The sequence below is a fragment of the Burkholderia pyrrocinia genome, assembly GCF_003330765.1.
GTDB lineage: Bacteria > Pseudomonadota > Gammaproteobacteria > Burkholderiales > Burkholderiaceae > Burkholderia > Burkholderia pyrrocinia_B.
Window position 1 is genome coordinate 1296848 of sequence record NZ_CP024903.1, and the last position, 22003, is coordinate 1318850.

Below are 22003 nucleotides of genomic sequence, written 5' to 3' on the forward strand. Positions count from 1 at the left end.
GTCCGACATGGAAGCGACCCAGGTGACGTTCGGCGACGGTGTCGTCGACTACGCGGTCGAGGACGGCATCGCGACGATCACGATGAACCGCCCCGAGTATCACAACGCGCAGAACTCGAAGATGACCTATGCGCTCGACGCGGCGTTCCGGCGCGCGGCGCACGACGACACGGTGAAGGCGATCGTGCTCGCGGGCGCCGGCAAGCATTTCTCGGCGGGCCACGACATCGGCACGCCGGGCCGCGACATCCACGAGTCGTTCGATCGCGCGTCGCTGTGGTACGACCACGTCGACAAGGAAGGCGGTGAATTCCTCTATGCCCGCGAGCAGGAGGTGTACCTGGGGATGTGCCGGCGCTGGCGCGACTTGCCGAAGCCGACGATCGCGATGGTGCAGGGCGCCTGCATCGCGGGCGGGCTGATGCTCGCGTGGGTGTGCGACCTGATCGTCGCGTCGGAGGATGCGTTCTTTGCCGATCCGGTCGTGCGGATGGGGATTCCGGGCGTCGAGTATTTCGCGCATGCGTACGAGCTGAACCCGCGCATCGCGAAGGAATTCCTGTTCCTCGGCGAGCGGATGCCGGCCGAGCGCGCGTACCAGATGGGGATGGTCAACCGCGTGGTGCCGCGCGAGCGGCTGCGCGACGCGACCTACGCGATCGCCGCAAAGATCGCGACGATGCCGCGCCTCGGGCTCACACTGACCAAGCAGGCGCTGAACCACGTCGAGGAGCTGCAGGGCAAGCGCGCGGCGATGGACGCGGCGTTCGCATGGCATCACTTCGCGCATGCGCACAACGAGCTCGTCAGCGGCGACCGCCTCGGCGGTTACGACGCGCGCAGCATGGCCAGCTCGCAGCGCCAGCCGAACGGCGCGGAGCGCGGCGACGCGGCGGCGCCGGCCGCCGTCAACGGAGCCGCCGCATGAGCACGACGCTGCAAAGCCCGCTGCATACGCCGCTGTGCGACCTGCTCGGCTGCCGCTACCCGATCGTGCAGACCGCGATGGGCTGGGTGGCCGACGCGCGGCTCGTCGCGGCGACCGCGAACGCGGGCGGTTTCGGCTTCCTGGCCGGCGCGACGCTCGAGCCCGAGCAGGTCGAGGCCGAGATCCTGAAGGTGAAGTCGCTGACGGACAAGCCGTTCGGCATCAACTTCCACATGTTCCAGAAGAACGCCGCGCAGGTGGTCGATCTCGCGATCGAGCACCGGCTGCGCGCGGTGAGCTACGGCCGCGGGCCCGACGCGAAGACGATCCGCCGCTTCAAGGATGCCGGCATCGTCTGCATGCCGACCGTCGGCGCGCCGAAGCATGCGGCGAAGGCCGTCGAGCTCGGCGCGGACATCGTGACGGTGCAGGGCGCGGAAGGCGGCGGCCACACGGGCTCGGTGCCGACCACGCTGCTGCTGCCGAAGGTGCTCGACGCGGTGCGGGTGCCGGTCGTCGCGGCCGGCGGGTTCTTCGACGGGCGCGGGCTGGCTGCCGCGCTGGCCTATGGCGCGGCCGGCATCGCGATGGGCACGCGCTTCCTGATGAGCGCCGAATCGCCGGTGCCGCGGGAGACGCTCGATCGCTACGTCGCGGTCGGCGACCCGGCGCGCATCCGCGTGTCGGACGCACTCGACGGGCTGCCGCAACGGATGATCGACAACCCATATCTGCTGAAGCTCGAACGCTTCGGCCCGCTGCGCCGCACGCTGTTCGCGCTGAAGACGGCCGAGGCATGGCGGCGCCAGAACGGGCTGCGCGCGGGCCAGATGCTCGGCCTCGCGTTCAAGGCGCTGCGCGAGCACGACTACACGGCTAGCCAGACGCTGATGGCCGCGAACGCGCCGTTCCTGATCCAGCGCGCGATCGTCGAGGGCCGTCCCGACGAAGGCGTGCTGCCGAGCGGCCAGGCGGCGGCGATGATCGGCGCGATCGAATCGTGCGACGCGCTGATCGCGCGGATCGTCGCGGAAGCCGGCGAGCGGCTCGACGCGCTGGCCGCACTGCGCGGCGCGGCAGCGGCGCAGGCCGCGTGAACAACATCACAGGGAGGCAATCGAGATGACAGCATCCAATCAACCGGCCGGCGCGATGCCGTTCCGGATCGACCGCGCCGACGGCATCGCCGAACTGGTGATCGCCCAGCCGCCCGTGAACGCGCTCGACGCGCAGGGCTGGCATGCGCTCGCCCGCGCGCTCGACGCGCTCGGCGAGGACGACGACGTGCGCGTGATCGTCGTGCGCGGCGAGGGTCGCGGCTTCTGCGCGGGGGTCGACATCAAGGAACTGGCCGCGCATCCGGAGCGGATCGTGTCCGTCAACGCGGGCAACTACGAGACGTTCCGCGCGGTGCACCGCAACCCGAAGCCGGTGATCGCGGCCGTGCACGGTTTCGTGCTCGGCGGCGGGATCGGCATCTGCGGCGCGGCGGACATCGTCGTCGCGGCCGACTGCGCGCGCTTCGGCGTGCCCGAGATCGACCGCGGCGCGATGGGCGGCGGCGCTCACCTGCAGCGGCTGTTCGGCGTGCAGAAGGTGCGCACGATGTACTTCACGGGCGACATGATCGACGCGGTCGAGGCGTACCGGCTCGGCGCGGTCGAGCAGGTCGTCGCGCGCGACGCGCTGCGTGACGCGGCGCTCGCGATCGCCCGCAAGATCGCGGCGAAGAGCCCGGCGATGGTGCGGCTCGCGAAGGAGGCGCTGAACGGCGTCGAGGACGGCGATCTCGAGGACAAGTACCGCTGGGAGCAGGGCTTCACGCTGCAGGCGTACATGACGAACGACTCGACGGAAGCGCGCGCCGCATTCGTCGAGAAGCGCGACGCACGCTTCGACGCACCGGACGAGGAGGCGCGCGCATGAAACTGACCTATACGCCGCAGCAGCAGGCGTTCCGCGCGGAAATCCGCGAATGGCTCGCCGCGCACGTGCCGCGCGAGCGGCTGCCGAGCTTCGACACCGAGGAAGGCTTCGCCGCGCACCGCGAATGGGAGCGCACGCTGCACTCGGGCCGCTGGAGCATGGTCACGTGGCCGCGCGAACTGGGCGGGCGCGGGTGCGACCTGATCGAGTGGCTGATCTTCGAGGAAGAGTACTGGCGTGCCGACGCGCCGATGCGCGTGAACCAGAACGGCATCTTCCTGCTCGGCCCGACGCTGATGGATTTCGGCACCGATGCGCAGAAGGCGCGCTTCCTGCCCGCGATGGCGGCCGGCGAGCACGTGTGGGCGCAAGGCTGGTCGGAGCCGAACGCGGGCTCGGACATGGCCGCGATCCGCACGACGGCGATCCGCATCGGCGACGAGTACGTGCTGAACGGGCAGAAGATCTGGTCGACCCGCGCGGTGTGGGCCGACTGGCTGTTCGGGCTGTTCCGCAGCGATCCCGAATCGTCGCGCCACCACGGGCTCACGTTCCTGATGGTGCCGCTGTCCGCGCCGGGCATCACGGTCCGGCCGATCCGGCAACTGAACGGGCAGACCGGCTTCGCGGAAATCTTCTTCGACGACGTGCGCGTGCCGGTCGAGAACCGGCTCGCGGCCGAAGGCGCGGGCTGGCAGGTCGCGATGGCGACGGCCGGCTTCGAGCGCGGGCTGATGCTGCGCTCGCCCGCGCGGTTCCAGCGCACCGCGCAGGCGCTGCGCGACCTGTATCTCGCGCACCGCGACAGCGCGGACCGCGACCCGACGCTGCGCGAGCGCGTGGTGTCGGCGTGGATGGATGCGCAGGCCTATGCACTGTCGACCTACGCGACCGCGAGCCGACTGCTGAAGGGCGGCCACATCGGCGCGGAGTCGAGCACCAACAAGGTGTTCTGGTCGGAGCTCGACCTGCGCATGCACCAGACGGCGCTCGACATCCTCGGCGCGCATGGCGAGGTCGTCCCGCAGACGGCTGCGCAGCACGCGACGCTCGGCCACTGGCTCGACGGCTTCCTGTTCGCACAGGCCGGCACGATCTACGCGGGCACCAACGAGATCCAGCGCAACATCGTCGCCGAACGGATGCTCGGCATGCCGCGCGCGTAACGGCGCCGGCGACCCCCTCACTGAACGGACATCGTATGGATTTCGTATTCGATGAAGACCAGGAAGCGCTCGCGGACAGCGTGAAGCGCCTGCTGATGACCGAGATGACGCCCGAGCTGATCCGCGAGCTCTGGGCCACGCCGACCGGGCGCTCGGATGCGCTGTGGGCGCTGTTCGCGTCGCAGGGGCTGACCGCCGTGTCGGTGCCCGAGGCGCACGGCGGCCTCGGCCTGACCGAAGCGGAATGGGCGCTGCTCGCGCAGACCTACGGCTACTTCGGCAGCCCCGAGCCGCTGCTCGACACGGCGCTCGTGTCGGCCGGCGTATTGGCGCGGCTGCCCGCGAGCGACTGGCGCGACGCGCTGTTGCGCGACATCGCCGAAGGGCGCGCGCGCGTCGCGCTCATGCATCCGGTGAACCCGTATGCGGCCGACGTGCACGTCGCGCAGACGCTCCTGTGCGAACACCACGGCGAGCTGCACCGCGTCGATCCCGCGCAGTGCGCGTGGCGCGCGGTCGACAGCGTCGACCCGTCGCGGCGCCTGTTCACGCTCGACTGGGAGCCGTCGCCGGCCACGCGCATCGCGGGCGCCGCCGAGGCCGCGCCGCTGCTGGATCGCGCGCTCGACCACGGCGCGTTCGCGGTCGCCGCGCAGTTGCTCGGCCTCACGCAGCGCGTGCTCGACGTCGCGCTCGACTACAGCGCTCAGCGCAAGCAGTTCGGCAAGGCGATCGGCTCGTACCAGGCGCTCAAGCATCTGCTCGCGGATGTCGCGATCCGCTACGAGTTCGCGCGGCCGGTCGTCGCGCGCGCCGCGCAGGCGATCGCCGACGATCATCCGCAGCGCGCGGTGTTCGTGTCGCACGCGAAGCTCGCGGCGACGGCCGCCGCACAGCTTGCCGCGCGCCACACGATGCAGGTGCACGGCGCGATCGGCTACACGTGGGAGCTCGATCTGCAGATCTTCATGAAGCGCATCTGGGCGCTCTCCGGCAGTTGGGGCGACAGCGCGTTCCACAAGGCCCGCGTGGCCGACGCGATCCTCGGCGACGCATTGCCGATCGGCCCCGCGCAGACTTTCGATTTCACCGAGGAATGCTGATGAAACAAGCCTATATCGTCGACGCGCTGCGCACGCCGACCGGCCGCCGCAAGGGCGGGCTCGCGCACGTGCATGCGGCGGACCTCGGCGGCTTCGTGCTGAAGACGCTCGTCGAACGCAATGCGATCCCGGCCGACGAATACGACGACGTGGTGTTCGGCTGCGTCGACACGATCGGCCCGCTCGCGGGCAACATCGCGCGCACCTGCTGGCTCGCGGCCGGGCTGCCGCTGCAGGTGCCGGGCGTGACGGTCGACCGCCAGTGCGGCTCGTCGCAGCAGGCCGTGCACTTCGCCGCGCAGGCCGTGATGAGCGGCGTGCAGGATGTCGTCGTCGCCGGCGGCGTGCAGACGATGACGCAGATTCCGATCTCGTCCGCGATGACCTGCGCGACGCCGCTCGGCTTCACCGATCCGTTCTCGGGCAGCACCGGCTGGCGCGCGCGCTTCGGCGATGCGCCGGTGTCGCAATTCGTCGCCGCGCAGCGGATCGCCGATCACTGGAACCTGTCGCGCGATGCGATGGAGCGTTATGCGCTCGAAAGCCACCGCCGCGCGGTCGCGGCGATCGAGGCCGGCCATTTCAAGCGGGAAATCGTGCCGCTCGAAGGCGTGATGCACGACGAGACGCCGCGCCCCGACACGTCGCTGGAAAAGATGGCGACGCTCGAACCGCTCGCGCCGGGCGGCTCGCTGACGGCCGCCGTCGCGAGCCAGACCTGCGACGCGGCAGCCGCGTTGCTGATCGTGTCGGAGGACGCGCTGAAGCGCTACGGCCTCACGCCGCGCGCGCGCATTCACCACCTGAGCGTGCTCGGCGACGATCCGCTGTGGATGCTGACCGCGCCGATTCCGGCGACGAAGGCTGCGCTCGCGAAGAGCGGGCTCGACGGGTCGCAGATCGACGTCGTCGAAATGAACGAGGCGTTCGCGTCGGTCGCGCTCGCGTGGCTTGCCGACACGCGCTTCCCGCACGAAAAGACCAATCCGAACGGCGGCGGCATCGCGCTCGGCCATCCGCTCGGCGCGACCGGCGCGCGGCTGATGACGACGCTGCTGCACGAGCTGGAACGCACGGGCGGCCGTTACGGGCTGCAGACGATGTGCGAAGGCGGCGGCCTCGCGAACGTCACGATCATCGAGCGCCTGTGAGCGCGTCATCTTTCACGATCCACGAGGCATGAGCATGGGAATCTGTAACGGACGCACCGTCATCATCACTGGCGCGGGCGGCGGGCTCGGGCGCGAATACGCGCTCGCGTTCGCGGCCGAAGGCGCGGCGGTCGTCGTCAACGACATCCGGCACGAAGCGGCACAGGCCGTGTGCGACGAGATCGCCAAACGAGGTGGAAGCGGCGGCGGCCGCGCGCTCGCGAATTCGGACGACATCACGCAGAGCGACACCGCACAGCGGATCGTCGATGCGGCGCGCGAAGCGTTCGGCGACGTGCACGTGCTCGTCAACAACGCGGGCATCTGCCGCGACAAGATGTTCACCAGCATGACCGAAGCCGACTGGGACGACGTGATGCGCGTGCACCTGCGCGGCCACTTCTGCCTGTCGAGCGTGCTGGCGCGCGTGTGGCGCGATGCGGCAAAGGCCGGCCAGCCGGTGGACGCGCGGATCGTCAACACGAGTTCGGGGGCCGGGCTGCAAGGCTCGATCGGCCAGTCGAACTACGGCGCGGCGAAGGCCGGGATTGCCGCGCTCACGCTGATGCAGTCGGCCGAGCTGCAGCGCTACGGCGTGCGCGTGAACGCGCTCGCGCCGGCCGCGCGCACGTCGATGACCGAAGGCGTGTTCGCCGACATGATGAAGAAGCCCGAGGACGGCGGCTTCGACTATTTCGATCCGGCCAACGTCGCGCCGCTGGTCGTGTGGCTCGGCAGCGCGCTGTCGGCCGACGTGACGGGCCAGGTGTTCGAGGTCGCGGGCGGGATGATCGCGGTCGCGGAAGGCTGGCGCACGGGCCCGCGCGTCGATCGCGGCGCGCGCTGGGCGGCGGCCGAGGTCGGCCCGGCAGTCGCGCAACTGCTCACCGATGCGCGCCCCGCGCAGCGCGTGTACGGGAGCTGAACCATGGATCTGGCGCTCACCGACGAACAGGCGATGATCCGCGACGCGGCGGCCGACGTGCTCGCCGAGCGCAGCGCGTCCGCCGACGTGCGCCGCGCAATCGAACAGTCGGCCGGCCGAGACGACGCGCTGTGGGCCTCGCTCGCGGGCGAGCTCGGCTGGAATGCGCTGGCGCTGCCCGAGGCGGCGGGCGGGCTCGGGCTCGGCGCGGTCGAGCAGACGGTGCTGATGGAACAGCTTGGCCGGCGCATCGCGTGCGTGCCGTATTTTTCGACCGCGTGCCTGGCGGCGACCGCGCTGTCCGGCTGCGACACGCCGCTGGCGACCGGCTGGCTCGCGAAGATCGCCGAAGGTGCGTGCAGCGCGACGCTGGCGCTGCCGCTCGACCTGCCGGCCGGCGCGGGGGCAGGTTCCTGGCCGCTGCCGGTCGTCGTGGAGGAAACGGCGGGCGGCTATGCGCTGTCGGGCGCGATCGGGCAGGTGATCGACGGCGCGCGCGCCGACCTGTTGCTGATGCCCGCGCGGATCGCGAACGAAGGGCAGTCGATCGGCCTGTTCGCGATCGACGTTGCAACGGCGTCGGGGCTGACCGCCACGCCGCTCGACACGCTCGATGCGACGCGGCCGATCGCGCGGGTGGTGTTCGACGACACGCGCGTGAGCCGCGACGCGCTGCTGGCCGGCCGCAATGCCGCACCGGTGCTGGCGCGCGCCGCGTGGTTCGCGGCGCTCGCGCTGGCCGCCGAACAGCTCGGCGGCGCCCAGCAATGCCTCGACCTGACGCTCGACTACACGAGCCAGCGCGTGCAGTTCGGCCGTGCGATCGCGTCGTTCCAGGCCGTCAAGCACCGCTGCGCACAGATGATGGTGCTGATCGAATCGGCACGCTCGGCCGTGCTCGGCGCGGCGCATGCATGGGACGCGGAAGCCGGCGCAACGCCGGGTGCCGCGCTGCGTGCGGACATCGCGGCCGCGAAAGCCGCCGCGAACGACGCGTATGCGTTCTGCGCGCAGGAGGCGATCCAGTTGCACGGCGGCGTCGGCTTCACGTGGGAATACGACCCGCATCTCTACTTCAAGCGCGCACAGGCATCGGGCGCGCAGTTCGGCAGCACGCCGCAACTGCTCGAATGGATCGCATGCCATGCGATCGACGGCGGCGCGGCGTATCGCGACGAAGCGCCCGCGGCCCGGGTTGTGCCGGTTGCGGCCGCAGCCCGCCCGTCGGCCGCGCGCGCAGGAGCACTCCAATGAACAGCGAAACGCGCGAACAGCAATTGCGGCACGAAGTGGCCGACTGGGTGCAGTCGCACCTGACCGGTGAATTCGCCTGCCTGAAATACCGCGGCGGCCCCGGCGACGAGGAAGCGTGGCCCGAACTGCGCAAGGCGTGGGAACGGGAACTGGCCCGGGGCGGCTGGACCGGGCTCGGCTGGCCGAGCGGCGTCGGCGGGCGCGGTTTCTCGGTCGCCGAGCAGGTGATCTTCCACGAGGAATATGCGCGCGCGGGCGGCCCGGGGCGGATGGGCCATATCGGCGAAGGGCTGCTCGGGCCCACGCTCGTCGCGTGCGGCACCGACGACCAGCGCGCGCGCTTCCTGCCCGGCATCCTCGCCGGCACGCAGTTCTGGTGCCAGGGTTATTCGGAGCCGGGTGCGGGTTCGGATCTGGCCAACGTGCGCACGCGCGCCGAACCGGATGCGGACGGCACGTGGCGCGTGGTTGGCCAGAAGGTCTGGACCTCGCTCGCGCACGATTCCGACTGGATCTTCGTGCTCGCGCGCACCGATCCGGCGTCGAAGGGCAACAAGGGGCTGTCGTTCCTGCTGATGCCGCTCGCCCAGCCGGGCATCGAGATTCGCCCGATCAGACAGCTCAACGGCGGCGCGGAATTCAACGAGGTGTTCTTCGACGGCGCGCGTGCGCAAGCGCGCGACCTCGTCGGTGCGCCCGGTGATGGCTGGCGGATCGCGATGACGCTGCTCGGCTTCGAACGCGGGATGTCGACGCTCGGCCAACAGATGCAGTTCGTCCGCGAGCTCGAATGGGTGATCGACGCCGCGCGCGAATCGGGCGCGGACCGCGACCCCGTGCTGCGCCAGCGGATCGGTCGCGCATGGGCCGGGCTGCGCGTGATGCGCTACAACGCGCTGCGGATGCTGTCGGGCGCGGACGCGGCCGACGGCGGGGCCGGCGCGCCGCTGCGCCGCGAGGCGCTGATCTACAAGTACTACTGGTCGAACTGGCACCGCGACCTCGGCCAGCTCGCGATGGACGCGCTCGGGGCCCGCGCGAACGTGATCGATCCGGCCGACGAAAAGCTCACCCATCTGCAGCGCGTATTCCTGTTCTCCCGTGCGGACACGATCTACGCCGGCACCAACGAAATCCAGCTCAACATCATGGCCGAGCGCGGGCTCGGCATGCCCAGGGAACCTCGAGGTAACGCATGACCGAATTCCAGATCGCCAAAGCGCCCACCTACGTGCCGGGCCACCAGTTGCTCGCCGGCAAATCGGTGCTGATCACGGCCGCCGCCGGCGCCGGCATCGGCTTCGCGGCCGCGCGCCGCTGCGCCGAAGAAGGCTGCCGCGCGCTGTTCATCTCCGACATCCACGAGAAGCGTCTCGAACAGGCCGTGGAGACACTGCGCGCCGAAACGGGGCTGCAACGGATCTACGGCCGCCTGTGCAACGTCGCGGTCGAGGCCGACGTGCAGGCGCTCGTCGCCGATGCGCAGGACAAGCTCGACGGCGTCGACGTGCTGATCAACAACGCCGGGCTCGGCGGGTCGACCCGCATCGTCGATATGGACGATGCCGAATGGTCGCGCGTGATCGACATTAGCCTGACCGGGACGTTCCGGATGACGCGCGCGATGCTGCCGCACATGCAGGCCCGCGGCCGCGGCGCGATCGTCAACAACGCATCGGTGCTCGGCTGGCGCGCGCAGGCGGAACAGGCGCACTACGCGGCGGCGAAGGCCGGCGTGATGGCGCTCACGCGCTGCGCGGCGCTCGAGGCGTCGCCGTACGGCGTGCGCATCAACGCGGTCGCACCGAGCATTGCGATGCACGATTTTCTGAAGAAGTCGGCGCCGGCCGACTTGCTGAATCAACTGGCGTCGCGCGAAGCTTTCGGGCGCGCCGCCGAAGTCTGGGAGGTCGCGAACGTGATGGTGTTTCTTGCAAGCGATTACGCGTCGTACATGACGGGTGAAGTGCTGTCGGTCAGCAGCCAGCACGCATGATGGACACGACCGTCGACCCCACCCGCGCGACGCCCCGCGTGTTCGCGCATCCCGGCGAACTCGCGGCGGCCGTCGGCGACACGTTCGGCGCGAGCGCGTGGCTCGCGATCGACCAGATCCGCATCGACGGCTTCGCCGATGCGACGGGCGACCACCAGTGGGTGCACGTCGATCCGGTGCGCGCGAAGGACGGCCCGTTCGGCGCGTGCATCGCGCACGGCTACCTGACGCTGTCGCTCGTCAACCATTTCCTGCCGCAGATCGTGCGCATCGACGGCGCGCGGCTCGGTGTCAACTACGGCTGCGACAAGATCCGCTTTCCCGCGCCGGTGAAGGTCGGCGCGCGCGTACGCGGCGTCGGCGAGCTGCTGCGCGTCGAGCCGCTCGAAGGCGGCGTGCAGGCGTGGATTCGCGTGACCGTCGAGATCGACGGCGAAGGCAAGCCCGGCTGCGTTGCCGACACGATCAGCCGTTACTACTTTTAGATAGAGCCAGCCCATGGAAGACGCAGTCATCGTTTCCGTCGCCCGCACGCCGATCGGCAAGGCGTTTCGCGGCATCTTCAACGACACCGAGGCGCCCGCGCTGGGCGGCCACGTCGTGCGCACGGCGCTCGAACGCGCGGGCGTCGCGCCGGCCGACGTCGACGACGTGCTGATCGGCTGCGCCGCGCAGCAAGGCACGCAGGGCTACAACATCGGCCGCCTGTCGGCCGCGGCGGCCGGGCTGCCGGCGTCGGTGCCGGGCATGGCGATCGACCGCATGTGCTCGTCGGGCCTGATGTCGATCGCGAGTGCCGCACGCAGCATCGGCGCGGGCGATGCGCGGATCGTCGTCGCGGGCGGCGTCGAGTCGATCTCGCTGACGCAGAACAAGCACAAGAACGCGTATCGCGCGCGTTCGCAGGCCGTGCTCGACCACCAGCCGGCCGCGTACATCGCGATGATGGAAACGGCCGAGATCGTGTCGCGCCGCTACGGGATCTCGCGCGCGGCGCAGGACGCCTTCGCGCTGCAGAGCCATCAGCGCACGGCCGACGCGCAGGCGGCCGGCCGCTTCGACGCGGAAATCGCGCCGCTCGACGTGCGGCGCGCGCTGTTCGACAAGGAAGGCAACCCGGCCGGCCACGAGGACCTGCGCGCGGCACGCGACGAAGGCGTGCGCGCCGACACGACGGCCGAGCGGCTCGCGGGGTTGAAGCCGTCGTGGAGCGGCGGCAAGGTCGTCGAGCAGGGCGAGTTCGTGACGGCCGGCAACGCGTCGCAACTGTCAGATGGCGCGGCGGCGGTGGTCGTGATGTCGCGCAGCGAGGCGAAGCGCCGCGGGCTGACGCCGCTCGGCGCGTTCCGCGGCCTCGCGGTGGCCGGCTGCGAGCCGGACGAGATGGGCATCGGCCCGGTGTTCGCGATTCCGAAGCTGCTGGAGCGCTTCGGGATGACCGTGGCCGACGTCGGGCTGTGGGAGCTGAACGAAGCGTTCGCGTGCCAGGCGCTGTACTGCCGCGACACGCTCGGCATCCCCGACGACCGCCTGAACGTGGACGGCGGCGCGATCGCGCTCGGCCATCCGTTCGGGATGTCGGGCACGCGGATGACGATGCACGCGCTGCTCGAAGGCGCGCGGCGCGGCGTGCGGCACGCGGTCGTGACGATGTGCATCGGCGGCGGGATGGGTGCCGCCGCGCTGTTCGAGGTCGGCGCGTAGCAGGCGCCGGATCGGCTGCCGGCGACGGCGGCCAGCCATTCAGGACCATTCGAGGCCGCGGCAACGACCGATGGCCCGGAGATTTGCAGGCGACGGATATTGGCGCTTCGGCGCGAACCGCCGTCGAACGCAGACACAGGAGACAAGCAATGAAACGAACTTTGCCCGGACTCGCGATGTCGGCGCTCGTGCTCGGCGCCGCGCTGTTCGCGTTTTCGCCGCGCCCGCTGCCGGCGTTCCCGGTCACAGCGATCCACGCGGACCGGCTGCAGATCAACGGGCTCGCCAGGGCCGGCGCGCGCATCGTCGCGGTCGGCGAACGCGGCGTGATCCTGCTGAGCGACGACGCGGGTAGCCACTGGCGGCCGGCGTCGGTCGCGCCCGACGAGGCGTCGACGCTCACGCAGGTGCGCTTCATCACGCCGACGCTCGGGATCGCGGTCGGCCATGACGGCCGGATCGTCCGCAGCGACGACGCCGGCGTGCACTGGCGCGAGGTTCACATGGACCACGCGCATTCGGATCCGCTGCTGTCCGTGTGGGGCACCGCGGACGGCCCGCTGTTCGCGGCCGGCAGCTTCGGCCAGTTGCTGCGCTCGGACGACGCCGGCATCCACTGGCAGGCTGTGAAGACGCCGGCGGGCGACCGTCACCTGAACGCGATCGTCGGCGACGGCCACGGCAACTTGCTGATCGCGGGCGAGAGCGGCACGCTGCTGCGCTCGCCCGACAACGGCGCCACGTGGGACAAGCTACCTTCGCCGTACGCCGGCTCGCTGTTTGGCGCGCTGATGCTCGCGAACGGCGACTGGGTCGCGTACGGGATGCGCGGCAACGTGGTGCGCAGCATCGATCGCGGCGCGACCTGGACGCATGTCGACAGCCGCGTGCCGGTGTCGTACTTCGGCGCGACCCAGCTCACCGACGGCGAACTCGTGCTGGTCGGCCAGGGCGGCGCGATCGTCGCGTCGCGCGACGGCGGGCTGACCTTCGACGTGCGCAAGCTCGGCGGTGTGCAGAGCCTCGCGGCCGTGCTCGACATGGGCCACGGCGCGCTGCTGCTCGGCGGCGAGGCGGGCGTCGCGCCGCTCGTTGCGTCGCCGTCCTGATGCAACGGCGTCGGCCGCCGGCTTCCGTCCGCTTCCGTTCGTTTCGCTTCGCTCGTCCGTACCGATAGAGAATTCCATGAACGACCTGTCACGCCCCCCTGAAGCCGTTCCCGCGTCGCGCCTCGCCACCTTCGTCGAGCGCTGCGCCAACACGATCATTCGCCAGCGCCGGCTGCTGATGCTGCTCTGCGTCGCGGTGACGCTGGCGCTCGGCTTGTCTGCGACGCGCCTGAAGCTCGATCCGGGCTTCAACAAGATGATCCCGATGCAGCACCCGTACATGCAGGTGTTCGAGCGCTATGCGGGTGCGTTCCCCGGCGCGAACACGATCCTCGTGAGCCTGCGCTGGAAGGGTGACGGCGACATCTACAACCAGGCGTTCATGGACGCGCTGCGCCATGCGACCGACGACGTGTTCTTCATCCCCGGCGTGAACCGTTCGCGCGTGTTCTCGCTGTTCACGCCGAACGTCCACTACACCGAGGTGACCGAGGCTGGTTTTCGCGGCGACGTGGTGGTGCCCGGCCAGTTCTCGAGCGCGAGCCCGGACGATCTCGCGAAGGTGCGCCGCAACGTCGCGCGCTCGGGGCAGATCGGCCGCCTCGTCGGCAACGACCTGAAGTCGGCGCTGATCCGCGCGGAGCTGCGCGAGACCGATCCCGCGACCGGCAAGCGGCTCGACTACAGCGCGGTCGCGCGCCAGCTCGAGGAGATCCGCGCGAGGTACGCGAAGCAGGGCATCGACGTGAACATCATCGGCTTCGCGAAGCTGGTCGGCGACGTCGAGAACGGCATCGCGGGCGTGATGGCGTTCTTCGCGCTTGCGTTCGTCGTGACGGCCGCGCTGCTGTTCGGCTATACGCGCTCGCTGAAGACCGCCGTGCTGGCGCTGGTCGTCGCGCTGCTGCCGGTCGTCTGGCTGCTCGGCGCGCTGCCGCTGCTCGGGCTCGGCATCGACCCGATGTCGATCCTCGTGCCGTTCCTGATCTTCTCGATCGGCGTGTCGCATGCGGTGCAGATGACCAATGCGTGGAAGCAGGCGCTGGTGCGCGGCGCGTCGTCGGTCGACGCCGCGCGCGACGCGTTCCGCAAGCTGTTCGTGCCGGGCACCGTCGCGCTGCTGACCAACGCGCTCGGGTTCATGGTGATCATGCGGATCAGGATCGACATCGTGCGCGAACTCGGCATCACCGCCTGCCTCGGCGTGCTGCTGATGATTGTCACGAACAAGGTGTTCCTGCCGATCCTGCTGTCGTACACGCGTCTCGAACGCGGCACGCTGGCGCGCGCGCAGCGCACGGCGGCGGCCGGCGGCGGCCGGATGTGGTCGCGCTTCGCGACCTTCGCGCGGCCGGCGCCCGCGCTCGGCGTGTTCGCGGTGGCGCTCGCGCTGCTCGCGTACGGCACGCTCGAATCGCGCAAGCTCGAGATCGGCGACATCGGCACCGGCGCGCCGGAGCTGCGCACGAACTCGCGCTACAACATCGACAACGCGGCGATCACGCACCAGTACAACATCGGCGTGGACGTGCTGTCGGTGATCGTCGAGACGACCGGCTTCGACGACGCGTGCCTGCATTACCCGGTGATGAGCGCGATCGAGAAGTTCGAGATGAACATGCGCGGCGTGGCCGGCGTGCAGTCGGTGACGAGCGTGTCGTCGCAGGGCAAGGTGTTCATCGCCGCGTTCAACGAAGGCAACCCGCGCTGGGCCGCGCTGCCGCGCTCCAGCGACGGGCTCACGCAGGGTTCCAACGCGTTCGACCCCGACAACGGGATGAATACCGCGAACTGCAAGGCGATCCAGGTGCTGATCTACACGAAGAACCACGAGGGCACGACCATCGCGCACATCGTCGACGAGATCAAGCGCTTCGCGGCCGAAAACCCGACGCCGAACGTCGCGTTCCGGCTCGCGGGCGGCAACGTCGGCGTGATGGCCGCGACCAACGAGGCCGTCGGCGATGCGGAGATCGCGATGCTGCTGTCGATCTTCGGCGCGATCGCGCTGCTCTGTGCGGTCACGTTCCGCTCGTGGCGCGCGGTGCTGTGCATCGTCGTGCCGCTCACGCTCGTGTCGATCCTGTGCAATGCGGTGATGGCGCGCCTCGGCATCGGGCTGAAGGTCGCGACGCTGCCGGTGATCACGCTCGGCGTCGGTGTCGGCGTCGACTACGGGATCTACCTGTACGAGCGCCTGCAGCACGACATCCGCCACGGCGCGACGCTGCCGGACGCGTTTGCCGATGCGATGCGCCAGCGCGGCACGGCGGCGCTGTTCACGGCCGTCACGATGTTCATCGGTGTCGGCACCTGGGCATTCTCCGCGTTGAAGTTCCAGGTCGACATGGGCGTGCTGCTCGCGTTCATGTTCCTCGTGAACCTGTTCGGCGCGGTGTTCCTGCTGCCCGCGCTCGCCGCGTGGCTCGGCGTCGAGCGCGCCGAGCGCCGCATGCCGGAGTCGCAGCCGTCGCCGGCGGCCGCGCCGCCGCTGAAACCGTCGCGCGCGCTCGAACACGGCAATCCGATGCGCTGAACGGCGCGCCCCATTTCCCCCGCGCGTGGCTGGCCGCCGCGCGCTCTCCACAAGAGGAGTCAACCCACATGTCCGCACGCCCTTACAAGATCGAAGCCCAGCCGCTCGCGCAGCGCTATGCGCGCGGCTGGCACTGCCTCGGGCTCGCCCGCGACTACCAGGACGGCAAGCCGCACACGCTGAACGTCTTCGGCCGCAAGCTCGCCGCGTTCGCCGATTCGACCGGCAAGGTCAGCGTCGTCGACGCGTACTGCCCGCACATGGGCGCCGACCTGAGTCTCGGCACGGTGCAGGGCGACAACCTCGTGTGCCCGTTCCACGGCTGGGCCTGGAGCGGCGAAGGGCAGTGCGCATCGATCCCGTACTGCAAGCGGATTCCGCCGAAGGCGCGCATCGGCGCCTGGCCGACCTGCGAGGAAAACAACCTGCTGTTCGTCTGGAACGACCCGGAAGGCAACGCGCCGTCGGCGGACGTCGCGATTCCGCGCCTCGACGTGTGCTTCTCCGACGAATGGTCGGACTGGGTCGTCGACAAGATGGTGATCCAGGCCAATTGCCGCGAACTGGTCGACAACATCTCGGACGTCGCGCACTTCGCGACCGTGCACCGCGCGCCGATCGACTATTTCGCGAACCTGTTCGAAGACCACAAGGCGACGCAGCTGTTGGTCGGTCGCAGCGAGAAGCTCGGCGGCGATAGCCTGGCCGCGCTGTCGACGTATTTCGGGCCGGCCGTGCACATCACGCAGATGACGGGGCAGAGCAACGGGCAGCCGATCCATTCGGTGCTGCTGAACTGCCACGTGCCGATCGACATGAACAGCTTCGAGCTGCGTTACGGCGTGATCGTGAAGAAGGTGGCCGGGCTCAGCGACGAGCAGAACCTGGAGATCGCGAACGCTTACGTGAAGGAAGCGCAGCGCGCGTTCTACGAGGACGTCGACATCTGGCACAGCAAGACGCGGATCGACAACCCGCTGCTGTGCGAAGGCGACGGGCCGCTGTACCAGATGCGCGACTGGTATTCGCAGTTCTATCTGGACGTGGCCGACGTGCGGCCGACGAGCGTCGCGCGCAAGGCGTTCGAGATGCGGATTCGCGACGGCGACGCGCCGCCGGCGCTGCATCACGTGTTCGAGCCCCAGTAAAAACCGGCGCGCCGGCCGAAAAAAGGGGGAGCATCGGAATTCGCCCCGTCGGCCGGCAACACCCGCCGCATAAGGCGCGCGACGACCGTGCGCCGGCGTCGTATCGAAAGAACTTGACGGAATGGTCGCGACAGCGTAGTTTCCGTGACCGAAGTATTCAAGAAGTTCGATTGCTCATCATTGGCCGCACTCCGTGCGGCAGTCGTTGGTCTCTCCCTCTTTGATTCTTTCTGTGCCTGTCGTGGGCGCATGTTCAATTATTCGTATTAAGGAAGTATTTGTGGATACCGGTACCGTCAAGTGGTTCAACGAAACCAAGGGCTTTGGTTTCATCTCCCCGGACAACGGCGGCGATGATCTGTTCGCCCATTTCTCGGAAATTCGCGGCACGGGCTTCAAGACCCTGGCCGAAGGCCAGAAGGTCAGCTTCGAAGTGAAGCGCGGCCCGAAGGGTCTGCAAGCGTCGAACATCACGCCGCAGTAAGCCGCATCGGCATCGGCCGCCAATCGGCGGCCGGTATCGAACGGATTTTCGCGTGGGGCGCCGCTGTTCCGGCGGCCTGCGCGATCCGATGCGCACGACCGATGCATCGCGGCATTCGAGATGCATCGGTCGTGACGCAACGCCCTCGCGAAGCGCCCGCCGCTTCGCCAGTGCATCACCGCTTTAACGCATCAACCCGAGCAGACCGCCGCCATGCCGTAGCTGGCGCGGTCCCGACTTGCGCGGCGCCCATTGCGCCGCCGCCACCGACCGCCTGAACGCCGCAACGCGCCGGGCTCCGATCACAAGACAGGCCCGTGGCCCGTCTGAACGAACCGATACCCGGCAGCCTGCCTGCCGCCGTCCCGTTGCGGGAAACGGCGCCCGGCAGATCGCCGCGGCCGCGGTCAATCACCTTGTCTGGAGGAATTGGTTTGGCAAAAGAAGAACTGCTGGAACTCGACGGAATCGTCGACGAAGTGCTGCCGGACAGCAAATACCGTGTCACGCTGGAAAACGGCGTGGTGGTGGGCGCGTATGCATCGGGCCGCATGCGCAAGAACCACATCCGCATTCTCGCGGGTGACCGCGTGACGCTGGAACTGTCGATGTACGACCTCACCAAGGGGCGCATCAACTTCCGCCACAAGGACGCGAATTCCCCGCGTCCGCAGCGCAACGGCGGCCCGCGCCGCTGAGCGGCAACGATCGGCGCGCAGCACGCGCCGATCGAATCCCGTCCGGCCATGCGGCCGGACCAACCGGATGGACGGCACGTTGCGTGCCGTTCGTCGGTCGCCGGCGGCATCATCGCGCCGCGGCGGCCAAGACCATCTTCCCGGTCGCCGTGCGTGCACAACGCTCGAGCGGCCGCGTCCCGCAGGAAATCCTCGACGACCATCGCGAAATACGGCGGACATTCCTGCATCGGGTAATGCCCGCAATTCGGCATCGTCACGAGGCGAGATGCACCGTAGCCGCGCAGGTCGACGAAGACGTACGTGAATGCGGTTTCGTCGAGATACGGCAGCAGCGCCGCGTAGTTCGTATGGTCGCGGAGCCAGTCGTGCATGACCATCACGCATTCGGGGCCCGTGCCGTGCTGCAGGTAGCCGAGGCCGTCGCGCTGAAAACCGCACCGGCCGGCGGCTGAACGCACGCGCGGCGACGCGGTTCGCATATGGCTTTACGCGCGGGCCGGCGCGGCCGTACACTCGTCGGCAATTCGCGGCCCGCGGGCGTGGCTTTCAATCCCTTCAGTCGCTTTCAGCGCACCCGCCCGGCGCCCGCCGATCATGCCAGCCGGACATTCGTCTCGCGACGCCAGGAGGCGCCATGAGTGCAGACGCAGCCCCCGCATCCCCTGCGGTTCAGGACCGCATCCAGCACGTGTTCGTGCTGATGCTCGAGAACCGCTCGTTCGATCACCTGTTCGCGCTGTCGGGCATCGCCGACATCGTCGCCGCGTCGCCGGGCGACAGCAACGCCTACGGTGGCGCGGTCTATCCGTTCGGCGGCGGCGCGCCTGACCGGATGCCGACCGATCCATGCCACGAATTCACCGACGTGCTCGAGCAGCTCTGCGGCGCGGGCGTGCCGTTCGTGAAAGGGCAGGCCTATCCGCCCGTCGGCAATTCGGGGTTCGTGTCGAACTACGCGATGTCGCATTCCGAAGGCACGCCGCCGCAGCCGGCCGACGCGGGCAAGATCATGCAGGGCGCCGACGTCCGGACGCAGGCGCCGTCGCTGTACGCGCTCGCGAACGCGTTCGTGCTGTGCGACGCGTGGCATGCGTCGATGCCGGGGCCGACCTGGCCGAACCGCTTCTTCCTGCACGGCGCGTCGTCGGCCGGGCTCGAGCACTCGCCGACCAAGGAAGAAATGGCCGGGTGGGACGCGTTCGACGGCTTCCCCTATCCGAAGGGCTCGATCTTCGGCGCACTCGGCGACGACAACTGGCGCATCTACCAGGACCAGTCGGGCGATCCGCTTGGCCACGTGCCGCAGGTCGCGTCGCTGAAGGGCATCAGCTTCTTCGACGTCGACGACCTCGCGCATTTCGAAGCCGATCTCGCGGCCGGCTACACGGCGCGCTATACGTTCATCGAGCCCGGCTACGGCGACATCGTGCACGGCACTTACCGGAACGGCAGCTCGCAGCACCCGATGGACGGGCTGGCCGGCGGCGACCAGCTTGCCGCGCGCGTGTACAACGCGATCCGCAATTCGCCGGTGTGGAACAGCAGCCTGCTCGTAATCGTCTACGACGAGCACGGCGGTTTCTACGACTCGGTCAGGCCGGGCGCCGCGCCGCCGCCGAACGATGGCGCGGCCGCGACGCTGAATGCGAGCGGCTTCGGGTTCGACGTGTACGGCGTGCGCGTGCCGGCGATCGTGATTTCGCCGTGGGTCGCGGCCGGGCAGGTCGACCACACGCCGTACGATCATGCGTCGGTCGCCGCGACGCTCGGCCGGCTGTTCGGCCTGGCGCCGCTGACCGACCGCGATCGTCTCGCCAATAACCTGCTGGGGCTCGTGACGGCCACGTGCCGCACCGACTGCCCGCAAAGGATCGGCACATGAGTACGACCCCGGCCCCGGACCCGCGCGATGCGCTGCCCGTGCGCGACGGCACGAGCCTGATCGCCTATCTGCACATCCTGAAGAAAGCGCATGCGGCGCTGGTTGGCCACGACAAGGCCCATCAGCGCTTCAGCGAGATCGTCACGCGCGGGCAGGCGCGGCAATACATCGAGGAACTGATGCCGGCGCTGCAGCAGGCGCGCGCAGCGCATCGGCACCGTCGACACGGCGGGAAGCATCGCTGACAGGCAGTGCGGCGCGCGGTTGGGGCGGCGTGAAGCGGTGCCTGCATTGCATGAGCGCGGCCGCGACGCGTCACGCCGCCTGCCGCGCGCGCGGCACGCTGACCGCCGACACCGCGGCGCCCGTCAACTGAACGGCCGCGCCGGCGAACATCGCCGCGCGCAAGCCAGCCGCGCCGCCGTGCGCGGCCGCGAACAGCGTGCCGAGCACCGCGATCCCGAGCGTCGCGCCGGTCATCCGCGCGACATTGACGAGCGCGCTCGCGGTGCCCGAGCGCGCGGCCTCGACCGCGCCGACGGCGACGGTCATCAACGGGCCCGTCGCGATCCCCATTCCGAGCCCCGTCAGCGCGAGCCCGATTTCGGCGCCGATCAGGCTCGATGAACCGGCCGACGCACCGATCGCGGCAAGCCCGCCCGCGATCACCGCGACGCCGCCGGCCGTCGTCGCGCGCGTGCCGACGCGTTCGGACAGCGGCCCCGACCACGGCGACACCACGACGAACACGAGCGCCATCGGCAGCAGCGCGAGGCCCGCGCCGGTCGAGTCGAGGCGGCCGATGCTCTGCCACGTCAGCGGCAGCAGGAACAGCACGCCGTACATCCCGAACGTCATGCCGGTGGTCGCGGCGATCGTGCCGCGAAACGCGCCGATCCGGAAGAGGTCGAGCGGTACCAGCGCGGCCGCGCCGTGGCGCCGCTCGATCGCGACGAATGCGGCGAACGACGCGATCGCGATGCAGCCCGCGAGCGCGCACGCGGCCGGCGAATCGCGGAACACGATTGCCGCATAGGCGAGCGCGCCGAGCGCGAGGGCGCCCGTGACTTGCGCGCCGCCGTCGACGTGCCGGCCGTGCGGGTCGGACGACTCGGGCACCGCCGGGATCGCGAGCAGCATCGCGGCGATGCTGAGCGGCACGACCACGAAGAAGATGCTGCGCCAGCCGAAGTGCCGGATCAGCACGCCACCGAGCGTCGGGCCGATCGCCATCGCCGCGCCGTTGCACGCGGCCCAGATGCCGAGCGCGCGGCCGCGCTCGACCGGGTCGCGCCACACGACGCGCACGATCGCGAGCGACGCCGGCAGCAGCAGCGCCGCGCCGACGCCGGCCAGCGCGCGTGCGGCAATCAGCACCGACACCGACGGCGCGAGCGCGCACAGCAGCGACGCGACGGTAAAGAGGGCGGTACCGGCGATGAAGACGCGGCGCCGGCCGTGCAGATCGGCGAGCAGCCCGCCGGTCAGCAGCAGCACCGCGTAAGTGAGGTTGTAGCTGTCGACGACCCATTGCAATGCGCCGACCCCCGCGTGGAAATAGTCGCCGATCGCGCGCGTCGCGAGATTGACGACCGCCGTGTCGACCTGCGCGACGAGCACGGCGAGGCAGAGGGTCAGCAAGGTCATGCCGTGACGATGTGCGGGATTGCCGGCAATACGTTCCGTTTGGGGCATTGGGCAATTCTCGAGTAACGGTAGCCGGAGGGTAGCGAGGCTCTGCTGACAGCGTCATGTCAGTAGTGCGGACATCCGTCGATGCGCGTGACAGGCACAGCAGCAATCGCGGGATCGTCGCCGCATCTTGTCGCTAGCAGGCGGCATGCCCGGAGCGATCCAGGCGGCTCCGGGCGTTCATGTCCGGGAAAAAACTTCACATGGAGCGCCGGGGCGACGGTTTTCCCATCTGCTAGACCAATCGGGTTGTTGTTTGCAAGACGGGATTTCCATGTCTGAATTGGCTGGAGTCATA

21 protein-coding genes are annotated in these 22003 nt (G+C 69.6%); 20 read left to right on the forward strand and 1 reads right to left on the reverse strand.

Annotated elements, in window-relative coordinates:
* Window positions 1-7 precede the first annotated feature (7 nt).
* From CUJ89_RS23295 to CUJ89_RS23395, 20 genes are all read left to right on the forward strand, one after another.
* The gene (locus CUJ89_RS23295; protein ID WP_114179766.1) at window positions 8-928 is read left to right on the forward strand and encodes an enoyl-CoA hydratase; all 921 of its coding nucleotides are present in this window, start codon (window positions 8-10) and stop codon (window positions 926-928) included.
* Window positions 925-2025: an NAD(P)H-dependent flavin oxidoreductase gene (locus CUJ89_RS23300; protein ID WP_114179767.1), complete on the forward strand. Its 1101-nt coding sequence runs from the start codon at window positions 925-927 to the stop codon at window positions 2023-2025. The genes CUJ89_RS23295 and CUJ89_RS23300 overlap by 4 nt, the downstream gene beginning before the upstream one ends.
* Before the next feature lie 25 nt (window positions 2026-2050).
* A complete protein-coding gene (locus tag CUJ89_RS23305) occupies window positions 2051-2854 on the forward strand; it encodes an enoyl-CoA hydratase family protein (protein ID WP_114179768.1) in 804 nt (267 codons plus the stop codon).
* Window positions 2851-4020 (forward strand): acyl-CoA dehydrogenase family protein, encoded by a 1170-nt coding sequence (locus CUJ89_RS23310; protein ID WP_114179769.1) that lies wholly within the window; start codon window positions 2851-2853, stop codon window positions 4018-4020. Before CUJ89_RS23305 ends, CUJ89_RS23310 begins: the two co-directional genes overlap by 4 nt.
* Before the next feature lie 35 nt (window positions 4021-4055).
* Window positions 4056-5123 carry an acyl-CoA dehydrogenase family protein gene (locus CUJ89_RS23315; RefSeq protein ID WP_114179770.1) on the forward strand — a complete coding sequence of 356 codons (1068 nt, stop codon included), beginning with the start codon at window positions 4056-4058 and terminating at the stop codon, window positions 5121-5123.
* Window positions 5123-6274: an acetyl-CoA C-acetyltransferase gene (locus CUJ89_RS23320; RefSeq protein WP_114181525.1), complete on the forward strand. Its 1152-nt coding sequence runs from the start codon at window positions 5123-5125 to the stop codon at window positions 6272-6274. The genes CUJ89_RS23315 and CUJ89_RS23320 overlap by 1 nt, the downstream gene beginning before the upstream one ends.
* Before the next feature lie 34 nt (window positions 6275-6308).
* The gene (locus CUJ89_RS23325) at window positions 6309-7199 is read left to right on the forward strand and encodes an SDR family oxidoreductase (RefSeq protein WP_114181526.1); all 891 of its coding nucleotides are present in this window, start codon (window positions 6309-6311) and stop codon (window positions 7197-7199) included.
* A 3-nt stretch (window positions 7200-7202) separates the two neighbouring features.
* Entirely contained in the window at window positions 7203-8453 is a 1251-nt protein-coding gene (locus CUJ89_RS23330) for an acyl-CoA dehydrogenase family protein (RefSeq protein ID WP_114179771.1), read from the forward strand.
* The gene (locus CUJ89_RS23335; protein WP_114179772.1) at window positions 8450-9652 is read left to right on the forward strand and encodes an acyl-CoA dehydrogenase family protein; all 1203 of its coding nucleotides are present in this window, start codon (window positions 8450-8452) and stop codon (window positions 9650-9652) included. Before CUJ89_RS23330 ends, CUJ89_RS23335 begins: the two co-directional genes overlap by 4 nt.
* The gene (locus CUJ89_RS23340; protein WP_114179773.1) at window positions 9649-10449 is read left to right on the forward strand and encodes an SDR family oxidoreductase; all 801 of its coding nucleotides are present in this window, start codon (window positions 9649-9651) and stop codon (window positions 10447-10449) included. Before CUJ89_RS23335 ends, CUJ89_RS23340 begins: the two co-directional genes overlap by 4 nt.
* Complete coding sequence (locus CUJ89_RS23345; protein WP_114179774.1) at window positions 10449-10934, forward strand: MaoC family dehydratase; 486 nt, start codon at window positions 10449-10451, stop codon at window positions 10932-10934. The genes CUJ89_RS23340 and CUJ89_RS23345 overlap by 1 nt, the downstream gene beginning before the upstream one ends.
* A gap of 13 nt (window positions 10935-10947) precedes the next feature.
* Entirely contained in the window at window positions 10948-12153 is a 1206-nt protein-coding gene (locus CUJ89_RS23350; protein ID WP_114179775.1) for an acetyl-CoA C-acyltransferase, read from the forward strand.
* 149 nt (window positions 12154-12302) lie between these two features.
* Window positions 12303-13262 (forward strand): WD40/YVTN/BNR-like repeat-containing protein, encoded by a 960-nt coding sequence (locus CUJ89_RS23355; protein ID WP_114179776.1) that lies wholly within the window; start codon window positions 12303-12305, stop codon window positions 13260-13262.
* Window positions 13263-13338: 76 nt separating this feature from the next.
* Window positions 13339-15798, forward strand: coding sequence for an efflux RND transporter permease subunit (locus CUJ89_RS23360; RefSeq protein ID WP_114179777.1), 2460 nt, complete (start codon window positions 13339-13341; stop codon window positions 15796-15798).
* A gap of 68 nt (window positions 15799-15866) precedes the next feature.
* Window positions 15867-16946, forward strand: a complete 1080-nt coding sequence (locus CUJ89_RS23365) for a Rieske 2Fe-2S domain-containing protein (protein WP_114179778.1) — start codon at window positions 15867-15869, stop codon at window positions 16944-16946.
* 280 nt (window positions 16947-17226) lie between these two features.
* Window positions 17227-17430: a cold-shock protein gene (locus tag CUJ89_RS23370; RefSeq protein WP_006483056.1), complete on the forward strand. Its 204-nt coding sequence runs from the start codon at window positions 17227-17229 to the stop codon at window positions 17428-17430.
* A gap of 434 nt (window positions 17431-17864) precedes the next feature.
* Window positions 17865-18128 carry a translation initiation factor IF-1 gene (gene infA / locus CUJ89_RS23375; protein WP_114179779.1) on the forward strand — a complete coding sequence of 88 codons (264 nt, stop codon included), beginning with the start codon at window positions 17865-17867 and terminating at the stop codon, window positions 18126-18128.
* 83 nt (window positions 18129-18211) lie between these two features.
* Complete coding sequence (locus CUJ89_RS38050; RefSeq protein ID WP_161556554.1) at window positions 18212-18583, forward strand: hypothetical protein; 372 nt, start codon at window positions 18212-18214, stop codon at window positions 18581-18583.
* 182 nt (window positions 18584-18765) lie between these two features.
* Complete coding sequence (locus CUJ89_RS23390) at window positions 18766-20013, forward strand: alkaline phosphatase family protein (RefSeq protein ID WP_114179780.1); 1248 nt, start codon at window positions 18766-18768, stop codon at window positions 20011-20013.
* On the forward strand, window positions 20010-20258 hold the full coding sequence (locus CUJ89_RS23395) for a hypothetical protein (protein ID WP_114179781.1): 249 nt from the start codon (window positions 20010-20012) through the stop codon (window positions 20256-20258). Before CUJ89_RS23390 ends, CUJ89_RS23395 begins: the two co-directional genes overlap by 4 nt.
* Window positions 20259-20328: 70 nt before the next feature.
* On the opposite strand, the gene CUJ89_RS23400 is transcribed toward CUJ89_RS23395, so the two are convergent.
* Window positions 20329-21708 (reverse strand): MFS transporter, encoded by a 1380-nt coding sequence (locus CUJ89_RS23400; RefSeq protein ID WP_114179782.1) that lies wholly within the window; start codon window positions 21706-21708, stop codon window positions 20329-20331.
* Between the last annotated feature and the right edge of the window lie 295 nt (window positions 21709-22003).

Bases quoted from the DNA above. Each gene is read 5' to 3' on its own strand.
- CUJ89_RS23325 (WP_114181526.1), top strand. From the start codon at position 6,309: ATGGGAATCTGTAACGGACGCACCGTCATCATCACTGGCGCGGGCGGC.
- CUJ89_RS23360 (WP_114179777.1), top strand. From the start codon at position 13,339: ATGAACGACCTGTCACGCCCCCCTGAAGCCGTTCCCGCGTCGCGCCTC.
- CUJ89_RS23305 (WP_114179768.1), top strand. From the start codon at position 2,051: ATGACAGCATCCAATCAACCGGCCGGCGCGATGCCGTTCCGGATCGAC.
- CUJ89_RS23315 (WP_114179770.1), top strand. From the start codon at position 4,056: ATGGATTTCGTATTCGATGAAGACCAGGAAGCGCTCGCGGACAGCGTG.
- CUJ89_RS23365 (WP_114179778.1), top strand. From the start codon at position 15,867: ATGTCCGCACGCCCTTACAAGATCGAAGCCCAGCCGCTCGCGCAGCGC.
- CUJ89_RS23330 (WP_114179771.1), top strand. From the start codon at position 7,203: ATGGATCTGGCGCTCACCGACGAACAGGCGATGATCCGCGACGCGGCG.
- CUJ89_RS23400 (WP_114179782.1), bottom strand. From the start codon at position 21,708: ATGCCCCAAACGGAACGTATTGCCGGCAATCCCGCACATCGTCACGGC.
- CUJ89_RS23390 (WP_114179780.1), top strand. From the start codon at position 18,766: ATGAGTGCAGACGCAGCCCCCGCATCCCCTGCGGTTCAGGACCGCATC.
- CUJ89_RS23395 (WP_114179781.1), top strand. From the start codon at position 20,010: ATGAGTACGACCCCGGCCCCGGACCCGCGCGATGCGCTGCCCGTGCGC.
- CUJ89_RS23355 (WP_114179776.1), top strand. From the start codon at position 12,303: ATGAAACGAACTTTGCCCGGACTCGCGATGTCGGCGCTCGTGCTCGGC.
- CUJ89_RS23340 (WP_114179773.1), top strand. From the start codon at position 9,649: ATGACCGAATTCCAGATCGCCAAAGCGCCCACCTACGTGCCGGGCCAC.
- CUJ89_RS23345 (WP_114179774.1), top strand. From the start codon at position 10,449: ATGGACACGACCGTCGACCCCACCCGCGCGACGCCCCGCGTGTTCGCG.
- CUJ89_RS23320 (WP_114181525.1), top strand. From the start codon at position 5,123: ATGAAACAAGCCTATATCGTCGACGCGCTGCGCACGCCGACCGGCCGC.
- CUJ89_RS23310 (WP_114179769.1), top strand. From the start codon at position 2,851: ATGAAACTGACCTATACGCCGCAGCAGCAGGCGTTCCGCGCGGAAATC.
- CUJ89_RS23335 (WP_114179772.1), top strand. From the start codon at position 8,450: ATGAACAGCGAAACGCGCGAACAGCAATTGCGGCACGAAGTGGCCGAC.
- CUJ89_RS23295 (WP_114179766.1), top strand. From the start codon at position 8: ATGGAAGCGACCCAGGTGACGTTCGGCGACGGTGTCGTCGACTACGCG.
- CUJ89_RS23300 (WP_114179767.1), top strand. From the start codon at position 925: ATGAGCACGACGCTGCAAAGCCCGCTGCATACGCCGCTGTGCGACCTG.
- CUJ89_RS23350 (WP_114179775.1), top strand. From the start codon at position 10,948: ATGGAAGACGCAGTCATCGTTTCCGTCGCCCGCACGCCGATCGGCAAG.